Source organism: Nocardia stercoris (genome assembly GCF_003696265.1).
Classification (GTDB): Bacteria; Actinomycetota; Actinomycetes; order Mycobacteriales; family Mycobacteriaceae; genus Nocardia; species Nocardia stercoris.
In genome coordinates, this window is the sequence record NZ_RFFH01000001.1 from 737,732 (window position 1) to 752,382 (window position 14,651).

Below are 14,651 nucleotides of genomic sequence, written 5' to 3' on the forward strand. Positions count from 1 at the left end.
TGGCGGATCCGTAACCAGACGCCTTTAGAGCTCTTGGGCGGCAAGGCCACCCGATAGGCTGGTGTTGGCGCGGTGACACTGACCGTGGGTGGGTTCGGCCGCGGTGACTCCCTACTCCAACATGGACCGTCTGTGAGGGCATCTGAAAACTTCGGCGTCAGTCAGTAGCCTTCTCGTCGCTGGCGGGGCATCGTCGCCGTCATCGCGATGTGGACCATCTCGGCTGCGGGGATCATGGTTGCCCGAGGACCGGGGCGATCCGGTCGATCTGGTTCGTCCAAACCCCACCGGTGTAGCCGTCGGGCAGCCGCGACAGATCCTGCGTCGAGTCGAATCCGCTGGAGAACTCCGCACTGCCGCTGCCCTTCTCGACGACCACGACTGTGTCGTTGCTCTTCATACGATCGAGGAAGATGCCCGGCCATCCCCACAGCCAGCTCGCGAACTTGTCCGGGAGCAGCAGCTGGGTATGTTTGCACGAATCCGGGACATGTCCGGTCCAGCCCACCGCGGCATACTGCAAGACACAACGTTCGATGATCGCCTTCGACATCACACGCAAGTTCGGAAGTTGTTGCCGCAGTGCATCGATGGATCGATCACCGCCCTCGACGGTGAGTGGTTGCCGGCGGCCCGGTGGGAGCGCCGAGAGCGCTCGGGCGAGTAGCGTCCCGTCGCTCGGGTCGTTGCTCTTCATGTCGACGAGCAGGTGCCGGTCCGGGAAGGCGGCCAGGACCTCATCCAACGACGGTATCGGCCCCATGCCCTGATCGCGGAACGGGAAGGTGTTGCCGCCGTCGGCGGTGTAGCCGTAACCGATGTCCAGCGTGCGGAGCTGGTCGAGTGTGTAGTCTGTGGTCACCCCGGTCCCGTTGGTGCGGCATTCCAGGTGATTGTCGTGAAAGACGGCGAAGCGGTTGTCCTTGGTGCGCTGTACATCGAATTCCACGATCTGAGCGCCCACTCGGAATGCCGCGGCCATCGACTCGATGGTGTTTTCCAGGTAGCGGTGGGTCGGCGGCAGCATCCGAGCGGCCGTGCAGGTCTGGTTCGTCAAGCCGTCCGCAGAAAATGCTTGCTGGAGACCGCCATTGGCGAGAATGAACGGCTTGCCGTCCGACCGGCCGGCGATTGCGGTGCTGTTGTCGAAGAACATGAACGCTGCGAGCAGTACGAGACAGACGGTGACCGCGCCGAGAACCCGCCGGATCCGAGATCGCCTCCCGCGCTTCGGGTTCAGTGTGCTATCCGATGGCCGTGACGGTGGCGGCCGGTGCGCCACACCAGCATTCGCAGTGCCATCAGCGACAACAGCGCCGGCACCACGAATTCGGTGAACGACACCACCACGTCGTACGGGTCGGTCTGCCACGGGCTCACCGCACGCACGCTCTTGGCCTGCGTCGTGGTCCAGGTCAAGGCAACGAAGCCCACCCCCGCCACGAAGGAGCCGGTCAGCGCCGGGTTCACCGCCCTGACGGCCCGGCTCTCGACCGCTTCCACCTGTGCCTCCATATCGGTACTGCTCCTTTCGACCAGGCAGGGCTGGTCGCCACCGGCATAGTACATTCCGCGTACTACGTGGCGTGAACTACGCAATGTGTACTAGTCTGCGATGAGGGTCGAACGAGGAGGTTGTGATGCTCGCCAACGACGCACAGATATTGGTCCTGTGCGCACTCGCGGAGGGTCCGTTGCACGGCTACGCGATAAACGCCGCGATCGAGCAATTCGCCGGTGAGCGACTGGGACCGGGCAGTCTGTACGGGGCTTTGGCGCGACTGGAGGCCAAAGGGCTGATCGAGGCGATGGACGGTGTCGGCCGGCAGCGCCCGGTGCGCCTGACTCCTCAGGGCACCGCGTTGCTGGAACGGGAACTGCGGGCCATGGCCGAGGTGTCGAGGACCGGGCTGCGACGGCTGGGGGTGAGCCCGGCGTGATCACCTGCACGCGCGTTCTGGTGCGGATGTTGTATCCGCGCCCCTACCGTGACCGGTGGGGCGAGGATCTCTGCGAGGCGGCGCAGGCCGAAGGGTGGCGATCCTGGCCGAATCTGGTGGTGAGCGCGGTCACCATCTGGCTGCAGCCGGCGATCTGGCCGTCCGGCCATCGCGGGCAAAGGTCCGCTCGTACGGCGGCGATGATGCTCGCGGTCGCCGGGTGCGGATGGTTCCTCGCGAATCTCATCACCGAGGACGCCGACCCCTTCCTCAGGCGCGTGCTTCAAGTCTGCTCGATGGGCCTGCTGGCGGGATGCGCCCTGGTGACACCGGTGCCACACCCGAACCCGGCCGCGCTGGCGGCGGTGGTGCGACGGTCCGTCCGGTACTTCGCCGTTCCGGCGATGCTGATCGGGGCCGTGGTGTTGATCGTGCACGGCGGGGTGCTGCCCTCGATACCGCCGCTGCCGATCCGGCCCGCCGTCGTGGGATTGTGGTGGGCCGGCTGGCTACTGGCGGTCGGCGCCGGCTCACGAGCCCTGGCCAATATCCGGCCGGAATCCGCCATCGCACCGGGTGGCCGCCGAGTAGGCGTGGGTGGCGCGATCCTGGCCGGAGTGGCGGTGATGGCCGGTGCGGTCATGGTGACTGCCGCGTTCTCCGGTGCCGGAGTGGATCCGTTCGCGGCCGTCTGCGGCATGTTCACGCTGACGTTCGCGTTTGCGGGAGCTGCGGCACTCTGCGAGCTCCCGGGCCTGACCGACGACTGACCACCCCTGGACACCCGAAATCATCTCGCCGGCGGCAACGAGCGGTATTCACCACTTCCCACCGGCGGACAGCACACGATCGAAGGACTGGATATCGCTATGGGACAACGAATCACCGTCGGCGCCTTGCTGGGGACGCTCGCAGCGGGCGCACTCGCCGCGCTCGCCCCCAGCGCCGCAGCGCAGGATCTCGCCCCAGGCGTCTCCTGCGACGCACAGGGCTACTGCCACAATGACACCGACGACATCTACTACATCACGGGGCAGGTGAGCTGCTCCGACTTGTCGACCGGCCCGTTCTCGGGCTATGTGGACCGTCACAGTGCGACGATGATCGCCTTGCTCTGCCCGGACGATTCCATCCCCGGGACGATGGAACAGGGACCGCCGACAATTGGACCCGATGGCACCATGCAACCGGGCATGATGACCCAATCCCCCAGTACCACAACGATCAACGACGTGGTGTCCATTCAATGGCAGACCGCTACCGTGGACAACGACCGGAAGCTTGGTCCGCACGGCAGTTTGTCGTAGCGGTCACCGGCGAAGCGCAAGCGCGACACCGAGATAGCGAACTCGCTCTCCGCTGCCGATGGTTCCTGTCGCTTCGAGCAGAACTCAGCCGCAGGCCGGCCCGGTGCGATCGGGAACCCGCCGACCTCGACACCGGGCGCCGGGCTGACCGGATCGGTGCCGCCGATTCGACGCCCGGTCTCCGCTCGCGTTGTCAGCCGGTCAGCCGGTCAGGCCGCGCCGGGCTCGCACCGTTCCGACGCCGGGGTGGATCCGTTCGCGGCCGTCTGCGGCATGTTCACGTTGACGTTCGCGTTTGCGGGAGCTGCGGGACTGTGCAAGCTCCCGGGCCTGACCGACGACTGACCGCACAACAGAACAGGGCATGCCGTCATGCGAATCACCGGCCCGGTCTACGCGCTCTACACCCGCCGCCTGCGTCGCCGGCTCGAGGGGTCGTAGCCGGTCGGCGCGATGCCCCAGCCCTCCCAGTCGAGCGTTCACTGGACACACCCAGTCCCGCCTCGCAGTCCTCCCCCGTGCGGGGATGTGGTGATTCCAGTCGCGGGAGGGATCCCCCAGGTAGGGCCTGGGCGGCATGCCCTGTGGTGTCAGCGAGAAGCGTCAGCAGAACACACCCTAAGGAAAGAGACGATGCGCCCCATGAACCGCCTAATGATCTCCATTATTGCGTGCGGGCTAGCGGTAGCGGGTCTGTCGGCCTGCTCCGACACCTCGCCGCACAAGACCAAGTCGGTGACCTACCAGGAGAGCTCGCCAGTGCACACGCTGGTGATCAAGGGCAATGTCGGCGATATCAAGGTGAGTGGTGAGGGCACGTCGGTAAACGTGACCGAGCAGCACCGCTTCCAGAGCGTCGATCCGGTCACCTCCCACGCGCTGACCGACGGCACTCTCACGCTGAGCTACACCTGCAACGATGCGCAGTGCACAGTGGACTACACGGTGGTGGTCCCGGCCGGTACGGAGGTGCAGATCAGCGACAGCACCGGCGACATCACTCTCGCCAAGCTGGCCGGCACGGTCGACGCGACCACCGGCGTCGGCAAGATCACCGCGGACGGCCTCTCCGGGCCGCAGGCCCACCTCACCACCGACACCGGTGATGTGATGGCGACCTTCACCGCGAGCCCGTCCTCGGTGGTGGCCCAGGCCTCCACCGGTGACGTCAAGATCGCCGTGCCCCACACCGCCAAGTACGCGGTCGACGGGCACGCCACCACCGGCGAGGTGCATGTGGACGTGCCGCAGGACGCAGGCTCCGCCGACACGATCACCGCCAAGGTCGGGACGGGCAATGTGACGGTCGCCGATGCATGAGCGGGTTGACCGTCTTGGTGTTCGGGGGTCCTCCTCGAGTCGTCCGGCAGGCTATCAGCTGCACAGAGAGACTGGGGACATGATCGGTTCTGCGATCGACCGACCCCCGGGCACCCGAAATCACCCTTCCCACAACAGAACAGGACATGCCGGCATGCGGATCACCGACCCGGTCTACGCGCTCTACACCCGCCGCCTGCGTCGCCGGCTCGAGGGCGCCTCGCTGCCGCGGCACATCGGACTGATCATGGACGGCAACCGCCGCTGGGCCCGCAAACAAGGGCTGGCCGACACCCGGCTGGGGCACCGATACGGTGCCGAGCATGCCGAGCAGGTCCTGCGCTGGTGTGAAAGCCTCGATATTCGCCACGTGACAGTTTTCCTGTGCTCTACCGAGAACCTGCAGAACCGGCAGAACGACGAGATCGACTTCCTCATGCAGGTGGTCGAGGACCTGGTTGCCGACCGGCTCGGACGTCCGGATTCCGGGTGGCGACTGCATACCGCGGGGTCGCTAGATCTGCTGCCCGGCACCACCGCCGCCGCCCTGAAACAGGCGGTGGAGACCACCCGCACGTGCGACAGCGGGTCGCACGTCACCCTCGCGATCGGCTACGGCGGCCGTCAGGAGATCATCGACGCCTTCCGCGACCTGCTCCATGACGGTGCCGCCGCCGGAAAGACGATCAGCGAGATCGCCGACACCCTGACCACCGACGACCTCGCCGCACACCTCTACACCGCTGATCAACCCGATCCGGACCTGGTCATCCGCACCAGCGGCGAACAGCGCCTGTCCAACTTCCTGCTGTGGCAAACCGCTTACGCCGAACTGTATTTCTGTGAGGCGTACTGGCCGGCCTTCCGCGAGATCGACTTCCTGCGCGCACTCCGCAACTACGCCGACCGCAACCGCAGGTACGGGGCCTGAGGCCGAGGCGGCATCGGGCCGTCTGACACAGCGGACGAGGTCGCTGTTCGAGGTCATGACAGATCTGGTCTGTGTCTCGGTTCTCGCACATCCGGTGCTCCGCGAATCCACGGTGCTTCAGCACCTTCGACCTGTCCAGGACACGGGTCGCTGGAGCCGTCGACCTTGCCCGAAGATTCGCACCGGCTTCCAGTCCGCGAGCGTGGCTTTGACCGCGGCCCTGTGCGTAGCGTGGGCGAGGTGAGTTTGCCGGGGTGGTGGCTGGATTCGGATCTATTCGTGACCGACGAGTACCTCGATGCCGACGGCACGAGCCGGAACCGCGTTGTGCGCTACTGGCTCGCGACCATGTCCGGCCGGGCATCGGACGATCCCGGCTCTTCGACGGATGGGCAGCCAAAGCGCCGATCACGGACCTGTTCACCGTCAGAACCGGCGACACCGGCGGCCAGTTCGGAAACCGCGCCAGTTGAGCATCCGCAACGTCGGGAGCGTGGTGTCGGTGACTGCGGCACTGCGTTCCGGTGTGGTGGTGCTGGTCTATCCCGGGGCACGGTCTGGCACCCGACGATGTGGACGCCGCCTACGAGCTGGTGACCGAACACATGCGGCGGCGGCTCTCGACGCTGTCGCAGCGCCAGCGCCAGCGGTATCCGGTGATCGGCTGAGTGCGGATATGGGGAAGCCCCGGGGACTAGCCTGCCCCGGGGCCTCGGTCTGCCGCCGAATTGCGTTGTGCCGACACATTTAAGGACGGAGTGAGTCTGAAGTGACGCGGCGCTCTACGATTGAGCTACGGCCCATTGGTGGCTGAGCCGGCGGGAGTTGAACCCGCAACCTCCACGCTGACAATCCGTTCTCTCGATTCGGCACACGGCGGCGAATGCTGAAGCTGGAGCGATAATGTGAGATTGAGTGGGTGGCGACGCCTCTACCGATTGGGCTACCCCACCAGGAGTGGTGGGGGAAGGACTCGAACCTTCACTGGACCGCTGTACCCGTCACATCGAACTTCGGTTTCAGCTTGCGCTCCTTGCGCGACACCGAGATTAGACGGTGTGGCCGCGCTCAGCCAAACAAATATCCGAAGACGCTCTCGCCCAGCTTGCGCTGCGTGATCTCGGTGTTGTTGGCCTCCTCGCGCGCGAACTTCACCGCCTGCTGCAGCTTCTCCACCCGGTCGGTGAGCTCGTTGACCCGCTTGGCCGGCAGCGCGCCGGAGAACTTGATGGTCCGCCAGTAACCGACCACCACGTCCTCGTGGTACACCTCGACCTGCGCCGGATGCTTCTCCGTCGCTTCGGCTTTCACGTGGTTGCGGGGAATCTTCTTGGTGCGCACCGTCTGCACCGGCTCGGTGGCGTAGCAGTCGGCCGAGGAGTCGTACTCCCAGGACTCCGAGGCGTCGAGCACCGGCAGCTTGCGCACGAAGGTGTGCAGATCCACCAGCTGCTTCTCCAGGAACAGCAGGTAGGTGACAGGCGCGCCCTCGATCAGGGTGCGGCCGTCGACCACCACATCGGCGGTGGCCGCGCAGTTGGCCCAGTCCTTGGTGGCGACGACGTCGAAGAGTTTGGTCAGGATGTCGGCCGTGGTCGCGAGGACCTCCTCGGACTTCACCTGTACGCGCGTCGACTCGGGCGGCAGCTGCTCGCCCTCCTCGTCCTTGGGGCGGTAGGTGCGCGAAATTCCGCTCAACAAAGGATTCTTGCCCAGCTTGTGGTGGGCCTCGGTGAGATCGGAGAAGGTGCGGGACTTGATCCCTTTCTCGACGGCGACAATCTGATTCAAACGTGTCATGCCGGCACTGTAGCGGCGATACCTGCGGCCGCCCAGCGGTTTTCGACCTGGGACGCGAGTTGTGCTGTCCCGGAGCCTGTCTCGGCGCGATAGTGGATTCTTCATGCCTTGTTATCGGTTTGCGGGCGGCCTGAGAGCTGCCACGTCCACCGGGGACGTGGTCACGGTGCGTGCCGAGCTGGAATCCGACGACCGCGCACAGTCGTGGTGACGGCCGCGGCAGGTATGGCTCGCGGCGCCTCCGAGGATCAGGGTCGGCTCGGGTAGCGGAGCCCGATGGCCGTGCAGCGCTCCTTGTCCGGGGGGCACGTGGTGGTGGTGTTGGCAACACTGAGGCAACCCTGACCGCGGCATCGGCTATATTCCTGTTGAGCTTCGTCGCCGCCGAGTCCTGGCCCGACACCGGGAAAGCATGTGAGGGATGAATGCGATGGACCTGCCCACAACGGTGGTAGCGATTTACGACATCGGCCGCGTGGAAGCGCGAAAGGTGGCCGAGTTCCGGTTGGCTGATGACGGGCGGGCGGTACTCACTGTCATCGATCCTGACGGTTGTCTACTCGCCGAGCAATGGTATGCGCGAGGTGTCAAGCTCTATGAGCCGATCGGCAGGATCGGGCCGGGCGAGGGTACGCGGTTCTTGCGCGCGTTACTCGAGACGCCGGGGATGAGCTACTACCGCGTTGTCGACGAAAGTCCGCGGGCGCCCACTGATCCTCCTGTTGCGCACCCATGGGGGAAGTCGCGGGAAACTGGTCCGGGGGATTCGCCGCCGCGACTACAGCCATGACGGACGGTGTGTCCCCGGTCGTCCGCAACATCGTCGAACGCGTGTCCAAGACATTGGAATCGGGCGCGCAATCGTTCGCGCGCACCTATCAGCGCTCCAGCAGCGCTGCCAGAGCCGACGCGCGTGTGCTCCGTGACGCCGACTCGAGCAGTACGGGTCTGTTCAAAGAAGCCCTCCCCGTGCGCCGACCGAATCCGATGTATGCGCCGATGCCATCACGGGCCGATTGGAACTATCGCCCCAGTCCCGCCGAATCGGCGATGGCAGCTCGCCGACTGACTACCGATGTCGAGTTCACCGGTGATATGCGCGAGGCCGTCGCCAAAAGCTCGACAGAGGTACGCAAGATGCGATCGGAGGGTGGTGAACTCAACATCTACAAGCCCATCGACGGGGAAAGATTCGACGCGGGCTTGCCCTTCTTCCATACGCCAGGCGCGTTGACCAGCAGAGAACTCGGTACCTATCGGGTCGATGAAAGCCTCGAATTCGGCCGAGTCCCCACCACGGCCCGTACCGAAGGTGTCATAGGCCCTGACGGCCAGCCCTCGGGGCCCGGCATGATTCAACAGTTCGTCGAGTCCACACCGGCCCGGTCGGTCGATGCCTATCCCGTAGTCCAGCAACAACAAGTCGCCTGCTTGGATTACATCACCGGTCAGATGGATCGCCACCCGGGTAACTATCGCACCGTCGAACGCGGCGGCCATCTCGACATCGTCGCTATCGATCACGGCCGATCATTCCCCCTGGGCCGCGATCCCTTCGACGTCTGGATCGATTCCGACTTCGTCGCGGCCCACAAAGGAGTGCCACTCGAACGGGAAGTTCTCGACGCCATTCACCGGGTAGACGTCGATCACTTGCGTGCAGCGCTCGGAGACGCAGGTCTGCACCCTAACGCCATCGACGGAGCGCTGGCCCGACTCCTGAAAATCCGAGAACTCGGCTGTATCCCCGAAGACGTGAAACTCATGGCTGTCTGACAAGCTCCGCACCCGGCGGCCACTACGACGAGCCCTGGCCGATAGCGCGGTGCGCCGGACTTCGGTGCACCGCGCTGTCGTGTTACTTCCCGGCGTACGGCAGCAGGGTCATCTCCCGTGCGTTCTTGATCGCAGTCGCGATCTGTCGTTGCTGCTGTGGGGTGAGGCCGGTGACCCGGCGGCTGCGGATCTTGCCGCGGTCGGAGACGAATGTGCGCAGCAGGCTTACGTCCTTGTAGTCGACCTCGTCGATTCCTGCCGCGATCAGCGGGTTCTTTCGTGGTTTGCGGGGCGCGTCGAGACGCTTGCCTGCCTTGCGTGCTCGCTGCTCGGCCATGAATGTTCCTCCTACCAACTGGATTTGCTGACGCCGGGCAACTCGCCGCGATGTGCCATCTCGCGCAACCGAACTCGCGACAGGCCGAACTTGCGCAGGTATCCGCGCGGTCGGCCGTCGACGATGTCGCGGTTGCGTAGCCGGGTCGGGCTGGCGTCGCGGGGCAGCCGTTGCAGGCCGGTCTGCGCTCGTGCCTTGGCCTCGGGGCTCGCCGCGGGGTCGCGCACGACGGCCCGCAGCTCCGCTCGGCGTTCCGCGTAGCGGGCGACGATCTCGTGGCGGCGGCGGTTCTGCACGATCTTCGACTTCTTTGCCATGTCAGCGGTCCTCGCGGAAGTCGACGTGTCGCCGCGCGATCGGGTCGTATTTGCGCAGCACCAGCCGGTCCGGGTCGTTGCGCCGGTTCTTGCGGGTGACGTAGGTGTAGCCGGTGCCGGCGGTCGAGCGCAGTTTGACGATCGGGCGGATGTCGTTGGTCTTGGACGCCATCAGATGCGCTCCCCTCGCGAGCGGAGCCGGGCGAGGACGGCATCGATCCCGTCGCGGTCGATCACCTTGATGCCCTTGGCCGAGACGGTCAGGGTGACGCGGCGACCCAGGCTGGGCGCGAAGTACGTCTTGCGCTGGATGTTGGGGTCCCAGCGGCGGCTGGTGCGCCGATGGGAGTGCGACACGGTCTTGCCGAACCCGGGCGCGCGGCCGGTCACTTGGCAGTGTGCAGACACGACACTCTCCTCGCTATTGAAAATCATTTTCGACATCTGTCGTTCCGGACTGTACCCTCGGATCGCATCTAATGAAAATGATTGTCGAAAGGAGGCGGGGTGGACACCAGAACGCCGGTCGTCGTGATCGCCGGCTTCGCCGACGGCGTGCGGCAGCTCGGATCCGCGCTGTTCCAACCGGGCACGGTCCTGGTCCGGCACGACCTGACGCTGCTGAACGAGGGCGCGGTGACCCGCACGGTCACCACCGTCGGGATGGAGCAGACGAGCCTGCTGGAGCTCGCGCACGGATGCGTGTCCTGCACACTGCGCCGTGACCTGTTGCCGCTGCTGCGAATCCTGTCCGACCGCAGCACGGTGAATCGCATTGTGCTGCTGCTGGATCCGATGTTCGAACCGCTCGATGTCTGTGCGGCCATCGAGAACGTCACAGTTGCCGGGGTGTCGGGCCGGGTGGATGCCCCTGCCGGCCACGACGTCCGGGTCACCGCGATCGTGACCGCGGTGGGTGCCCCGACCTGGCTGGCCGACGCCACCGGCGACGATGTCCTCGCCGATCGCCCGGGTGTGCCCGAGGACGACGACCGTACGCTCGCCCAGGTCACGCTCGCCCACGCCGAACACGCGGACGCCCTGGTCCTTTTCGGACAGCCGGACCCCCTCGACGCGGCGGTGCTCACTGCCGTGCTCGCCCGGCTGGCACCCGGGGCGCCCCGGCACTGGGCCACCGGCACGGCGGCGGACACGGCATTCCTGGCGGAACTACCCGATTGCTCCGAGCGCCCGCGCGGCTTCGATCCGCACGCTTCGCTGCTGCGCGGCTCGCCGCCGCTGGATTCCGATGCCGACGTCTGCCTGGTCGAGTTCACCGCCGACCGGCCGTTCCATCCCGAACGCCTGCACGACGCGATCGACACGCTGCTCGACGGGGTGGTCACCGCTCGCGGCCGGATATGGCTCGCCACCCAGCGCGACCAGGTGTTGTGGCTGGAGTCGGCGGGCGGTGGCCTGCGGATCGGCCCCGCCGGGCTCTGGCTGGCGGCGATGACACCCGAAGAACGACAAGCCGAATCACCCACCCGCCGTGCGCTGGCCGACCTGCACTGGCATCCGCAGTTCGGCGATCGGCACAGCTCACTCGTGGTGCTGTCCTACCGCGCCGACCCGACCGACATCGACCGCGCCCTGCAGTGGGCGCTGGTCACCGACGACGAACTGCGGCAGCCGAATTCCTGGCACCGGTGGCCCGACCCCTTCGGTGAATGGCACGAAGACCCCTGTGCCGCCACCGAATCCACCGCCCTGTCACCCACACGAGAAGGAGAACAACCGTCGTGAAACCCGGCATCCACCCCGACTACCACCCGGTGGTCATCGAAGACTCCAGCACCGGAAAGCGATTCGTCACCCGGTCCACCGCGACCAGCGCACACACTGTGACTTGGACCGACGGCCACACCTACCCGCTGATCGTGGTCGACGTGACCTCCGACTCCCACCCCTTCTGGACCGGCGCCGGCCGGGTCCTGGACAAGGAGGGCCGGGTGGAGAAGTTCGAGCAGCGCTACGGCCGCCGCGTACGTCCCGGCAAGGAGGGCTGACCGATGGCAGTCCCCAAGCGCCGCATGTCGCGGTCCAACACCCGGCACCGTCGGTCGCAGTGGAAAGCTACTGCACCCCAGCTGATTCCGGTGACCGTCGATGGTGTGCGGTACCAGGTTCCGCCGCGGATCGCCGCCGCGGTTCGCCGGGGCCTGATCGATCCGGCGCGCCTGTGAGCGCGCCGTCACTGCCGGTGACCGTGCTGTCCGGCTTTCTCGGCGCCGGGAAGACCACCCTGCTCAACCACATCCTGGCGAACCGGGAAGGCCGTCGGGTGGCGGTGATCGTGAACGACATGAGCGAGATCAATATCGACGCGGCCCTGGTCGCCGGGCAGGGGCATCTCGACCGCACCGACGAAAAGCTGGTCGAGCTGACCAACGGCTGCATCTGCTGCACGCTGCGCGAGGATCTGATCGACGCCGTCGAAAAGATCGCCACCGCAGGCCGATTCGATCAGCTGGTGGTCGAATCGACCGGGATCTCGGAACCCATGCCGGTGGCGGCGACCTCCGACTGGGAGTTCGAGGACGGATTTCGGCTGGGCGAACTCGCCCGCCTCGACACCATGGTGACCCTCGTGGACGCGTCGACCTTCCTGAGCGAGATCGCGAAGGGACAGTCGCTGGCCGATCGTGACCTGGCCGCGGGCGAGGGCGACGAGCGCGGGATCGCCGATCTCCTGGTGGACCAGGTCGAATTCGCCGACGTCCTGCTGATCACCAAGACCGATCTGGTGAGCTCGCAGGTCGCCGGTGCCGTCGAGGCCACGCTGCGCCGACTCAACCCGACCGCCGACCTGCGGCGCATCGACCACGGTCGGATCGACCTGTCCGCAGTGCTGGACACCGGCCGCTACAACCCCGCCGTGGCCGCCGAAACCCCGGGCTGGGCCGACGAGCTGGCCGCCGGGCACACCCCGGAAACCGAGGAGTACGGGATCCGCAGCTACATCTACCGCGCCGGCCGCCCGTTCCATCCGCAGCGGCTCGCGGCAGTGCTCGAAGGCATGCGGGGCATGTTGCGCAGCAAGGGTTTCTGCTGGATCGCCAGCCGGCCCGAGTTCGCGGCGGTGTGGTCGCAGGCCGGCCCGAACCTGACGTTCGAGCCGGCCGAGTACTGGAGTGCGGCAACGGAACTCCCCGGCCAGGAACTGGTGTTCATCGGGGTGCGGCTCGATCCCGATCGGCTGGTCCGGGAGCTCGACGCCGCACTGCTCACAGCGGCCGAATACGCTGCGGGGCCGCAAGTCTGGCGTGGGTACGACGATCCGTTCCCGGCCTGGAACGGTATCCACGAGCACACCTGAGCCGGACCGGGACTGTCCGTGCCGGTATCGACCCAGCGGCCACGCACTTCTCGACGATCTTTCTACTGGGGGAGCGTCGGCTGGCCGATGGCGTCTCGCGCGGAGACGATGCCCGGTGTCGGCTCGTCGGGCCATGCCGGCTCGGACCGGGCGGTACCGGCGCGCGGCGCCCACAGATGTCGGGAGAACTGGGCCGCCAGGCATGCACCCGCCGCGTTGAGCAGCACGTCGTCGACGGATGAGTGACGGCCGATATCGAGGGCGAACTGTGCGGTCTCCACCGCGATCGAAGCTGCTGCTCCGGCCAACAGGATGCGGTACGAGCGGGCGAACCAGGGTAGGCGCACCGGCAACAGGAAGCCGAGTGCGGCGAAGACCAGCAGATTCCCGCCGAACTGCTCGATTGCCCGGTCGTCGGCGAGCTGCTCGGCCAGATCACGCAGCGGCACGAGATTCACCGAACGACCGCTTCCGGTCGGCGTGAAGATCATCCACAACCACGGCGCGGTACCCGTCACCATCCCGACATCGCACAGCGCCGCCCGCCACCCGCGCCGCCCAGCCAGCCACCACGCCACGAGACCGGCTACCGGTATCGCGGCGATCGCGGCAACCACGACCCCACCCCACGTCTCCCACGTCCCGTTCACACCGCAAGTATCACCCGAATCACCAGCGCCACAGGCCTGGCCGAAATTCCCACCCACTACCGTCACAATTGACGGCAGAGCCAACCCGAGCAACCTGCATTCGCTGTGCCATCCAAGACATGAGGCGAACACCATGGGCGAGGCCTTCGGCCCGCGCTGGGCGGACCGATCGTGCTGCACTCGCGACGCCTCGGAATGGGTTCGGGCTCCGCGACTTCGGAGTCTCGGACCTACACGATTTCTCCACATTTGGTCACCGGATCGGACACAACTGGTCGATACAGTGACCGTGTGTCTGCTCGTGATACATCGTGGAATCGGTTGAATCTTCTCGCGTACGTATTGCAGGTCGTTGCCGTCGGCGCGCTGGCTGCGGCGTGGCTGGCGATCGCGCTCGGACTGTTCTCGAGGCCGGAAGCAGATCTCGCAGCGGGAAGCCGCATCGACGCCAACTTCACGGTCTATTGGCCGTTCCTGTTTGTGATCAGCCCGGTGCTGTTTGTCAGTGGCTTTTTCGGGCTGTTGCCATACCGATTCGCGCCTGGCGGCACCATCGCGGGTGGATTGATTGCCAGTTTTTTCGCTCAGCGGGTGGGCGCCGAGCTGTACTTGTCCGACTACAAGCCGGCGCTAGCCGGACACCTCGACACAAGCGTCGCCGCGGCGTGCTTCGCAGTTGCCGCAGCGTTCACGGCAGCCTTCGTGCACCTGTACAGCAACCGATCCGGTCGGACGCGTGCCGCCTCGGTGCGAGGCGGAGCAGTGCTGGTAGTTGCCGTTCTCGTCAGTGGGGTGGTCACGATTCCGCCGCTGTTCGCGGGCAGTGGCACCCGTCCGGTGTCCTGGCTGGGCTAGTCACCGACCAGTATCGCGGCAGGAACATGTCGGACTGGACGGACGAGGGATGGGCGACCGTCTGTACGGGCGACGCTTCCGAAGCGTCCCGTGACGGGC

Annotated in this window: 20 protein-coding genes; 12 read left to right on the forward strand and 8 right to left on the reverse strand. The window is 66.2% G+C overall.

Features of this window, described 5'->3' with window-relative positions; all coding sequences use genetic code 11:
- Positions 1-232: 232 nt before the first annotated feature.
- Together EBN03_RS03220 and EBN03_RS03225 are read right to left on the reverse strand one after the other, a co-directional pair.
- A complete protein-coding gene (locus EBN03_RS03220) occupies positions 233-1,156 on the reverse strand; it encodes a glycerophosphodiester phosphodiesterase family protein (RefSeq protein ID WP_122186281.1) in 924 nt (307 codons plus the stop codon).
- Between the two features lie 80 nt (positions 1,157-1,236).
- Positions 1,237-1,515, reverse strand: coding sequence for a hypothetical protein (locus EBN03_RS03225; RefSeq protein ID WP_122186282.1), 279 nt, complete (start codon positions 1,513-1,515; stop codon positions 1,237-1,239).
- 125 nt (positions 1,516-1,640) lie between these two features.
- Between EBN03_RS03225 and EBN03_RS03230 the strand changes: the two genes are divergently transcribed.
- From EBN03_RS03230 to uppS, 5 genes are all read left to right on the forward strand, one after another.
- On the forward strand, positions 1,641-1,940 hold the full coding sequence (locus EBN03_RS03230; RefSeq protein ID WP_122186283.1) for a PadR family transcriptional regulator: 300 nt from the start codon (positions 1,641-1,643) through the stop codon (positions 1,938-1,940).
- Positions 1,937-2,710, forward strand: coding sequence for a hypothetical protein (locus EBN03_RS03235; protein WP_122186284.1), 774 nt, complete (start codon positions 1,937-1,939; stop codon positions 2,708-2,710). Before EBN03_RS03230 ends, EBN03_RS03235 begins: the two co-directional genes overlap by 4 nt.
- A gap of 99 nt (positions 2,711-2,809) precedes the next feature.
- Positions 2,810-3,247, forward strand: coding sequence for a hypothetical protein (locus EBN03_RS03240; protein WP_122186285.1), 438 nt, complete (start codon positions 2,810-2,812; stop codon positions 3,245-3,247).
- Between the two features lie 642 nt (positions 3,248-3,889).
- On the forward strand, positions 3,890-4,567 hold the full coding sequence (locus tag EBN03_RS03245) for a DUF4097 family beta strand repeat-containing protein (protein ID WP_158675521.1): 678 nt from the start codon (positions 3,890-3,892) through the stop codon (positions 4,565-4,567).
- A gap of 154 nt (positions 4,568-4,721) precedes the next feature.
- Entirely contained in the window at positions 4,722-5,498 is a 777-nt protein-coding gene (uppS, locus tag EBN03_RS03250) for a polyprenyl diphosphate synthase (protein WP_122186287.1), read from the forward strand.
- 1,068 nt (positions 5,499-6,566) lie between these two features.
- Here the strand turns inward: uppS and EBN03_RS03255 are convergent.
- Positions 6,567-7,298: a DUF7873 family protein gene (locus EBN03_RS03255; RefSeq protein ID WP_122186288.1), complete on the reverse strand. Its 732-nt coding sequence runs from the start codon at positions 7,296-7,298 to the stop codon at positions 6,567-6,569.
- 421 nt (positions 7,299-7,719) lie between these two features.
- Here EBN03_RS03255 and EBN03_RS33590 point away from each other — a divergent pair, with 421 nt between their 5' ends.
- Together EBN03_RS33590 and EBN03_RS03260 are read left to right on the forward strand one after the other, a co-directional pair.
- The gene (locus EBN03_RS33590; protein ID WP_147471443.1) at positions 7,720-8,088 is read left to right on the forward strand and encodes a hypothetical protein; all 369 of its coding nucleotides are present in this window, start codon (positions 7,720-7,722) and stop codon (positions 8,086-8,088) included.
- Positions 8,085-9,074, forward strand: a complete 990-nt coding sequence (locus EBN03_RS03260; RefSeq protein WP_122186289.1) for a protein kinase family protein — start codon at positions 8,085-8,087, stop codon at positions 9,072-9,074. The genes EBN03_RS33590 and EBN03_RS03260 overlap by 4 nt, the downstream gene beginning before the upstream one ends.
- 82 nt (positions 9,075-9,156) lie before the next feature.
- On the opposite strand, the gene rpsR is transcribed toward EBN03_RS03260, so the two are convergent.
- From rpsR to rpmB, 4 genes are read right to left on the reverse strand one after another with little or no spacing between them, the layout of a single operon-like run.
- Entirely contained in the window at positions 9,157-9,411 is a 255-nt protein-coding gene (gene rpsR, locus EBN03_RS03265; RefSeq protein WP_122186290.1) for a 30S ribosomal protein S18, read from the reverse strand.
- Positions 9,412-9,422: 11 nt separating this feature from the next.
- Complete coding sequence (rpsN, locus tag EBN03_RS03270; RefSeq protein WP_122186291.1) at positions 9,423-9,728, reverse strand: 30S ribosomal protein S14; 306 nt, start codon at positions 9,726-9,728, stop codon at positions 9,423-9,425.
- Position 9,729: 1 nt separating this feature from the next.
- The gene (gene rpmG / locus EBN03_RS03275; protein ID WP_122186292.1) at positions 9,730-9,900 is read right to left on the reverse strand and encodes a 50S ribosomal protein L33; all 171 of its coding nucleotides are present in this window, start codon (positions 9,898-9,900) and stop codon (positions 9,730-9,732) included.
- Complete coding sequence (gene rpmB / locus EBN03_RS03280; RefSeq protein ID WP_122186779.1) at positions 9,900-10,136, reverse strand: 50S ribosomal protein L28; 237 nt, start codon at positions 10,134-10,136, stop codon at positions 9,900-9,902. Before rpmB ends, rpmG begins: the two co-directional genes overlap by 1 nt.
- Before the next feature lie 99 nt (positions 10,137-10,235).
- On the opposite strand from rpmB, the gene mrf reads away from it, so the two are divergent.
- From mrf to EBN03_RS03300, 4 genes are read left to right on the forward strand one after another with little or no spacing between them, the layout of a single operon-like run.
- Entirely contained in the window at positions 10,236-11,474 is a 1,239-nt protein-coding gene (mrf, locus tag EBN03_RS03285) for a ribosome hibernation factor-recruiting GTPase MRF (RefSeq protein WP_122186293.1), read from the forward strand.
- On the forward strand, positions 11,471-11,737 hold the full coding sequence (locus EBN03_RS03290; protein ID WP_122186294.1) for a type B 50S ribosomal protein L31: 267 nt from the start codon (positions 11,471-11,473) through the stop codon (positions 11,735-11,737). Before mrf ends, EBN03_RS03290 begins: the two co-directional genes overlap by 4 nt.
- A gap of 3 nt (positions 11,738-11,740) precedes the next feature.
- Positions 11,741-11,914 (forward strand): 50S ribosomal protein L32, encoded by a 174-nt coding sequence (rpmF, locus tag EBN03_RS03295; protein ID WP_122186295.1) that lies wholly within the window; start codon positions 11,741-11,743, stop codon positions 11,912-11,914.
- On the forward strand, positions 11,911-13,047 hold the full coding sequence (locus EBN03_RS03300) for a GTP-binding protein (protein WP_233608084.1): 1,137 nt from the start codon (positions 11,911-11,913) through the stop codon (positions 13,045-13,047). Before rpmF ends, EBN03_RS03300 begins: the two co-directional genes overlap by 4 nt.
- A 62-nt stretch (positions 13,048-13,109) precedes the next feature.
- On the opposite strand, the gene EBN03_RS03305 is transcribed toward EBN03_RS03300, so the two are convergent.
- Positions 13,110-13,697 (reverse strand): VanZ family protein, encoded by a 588-nt coding sequence (locus tag EBN03_RS03305; RefSeq protein WP_122186296.1) that lies wholly within the window; start codon positions 13,695-13,697, stop codon positions 13,110-13,112.
- Positions 13,698-13,988: 291 nt separating this feature from the next.
- On the opposite strand from EBN03_RS03305, the gene EBN03_RS03310 reads away from it, so the two are divergent.
- Positions 13,989-14,552, forward strand: a complete 564-nt coding sequence (locus EBN03_RS03310; protein WP_147471444.1) for a hypothetical protein — start codon at positions 13,989-13,991, stop codon at positions 14,550-14,552.
- Positions 14,553-14,651: the final 99 nt, after the last annotated feature.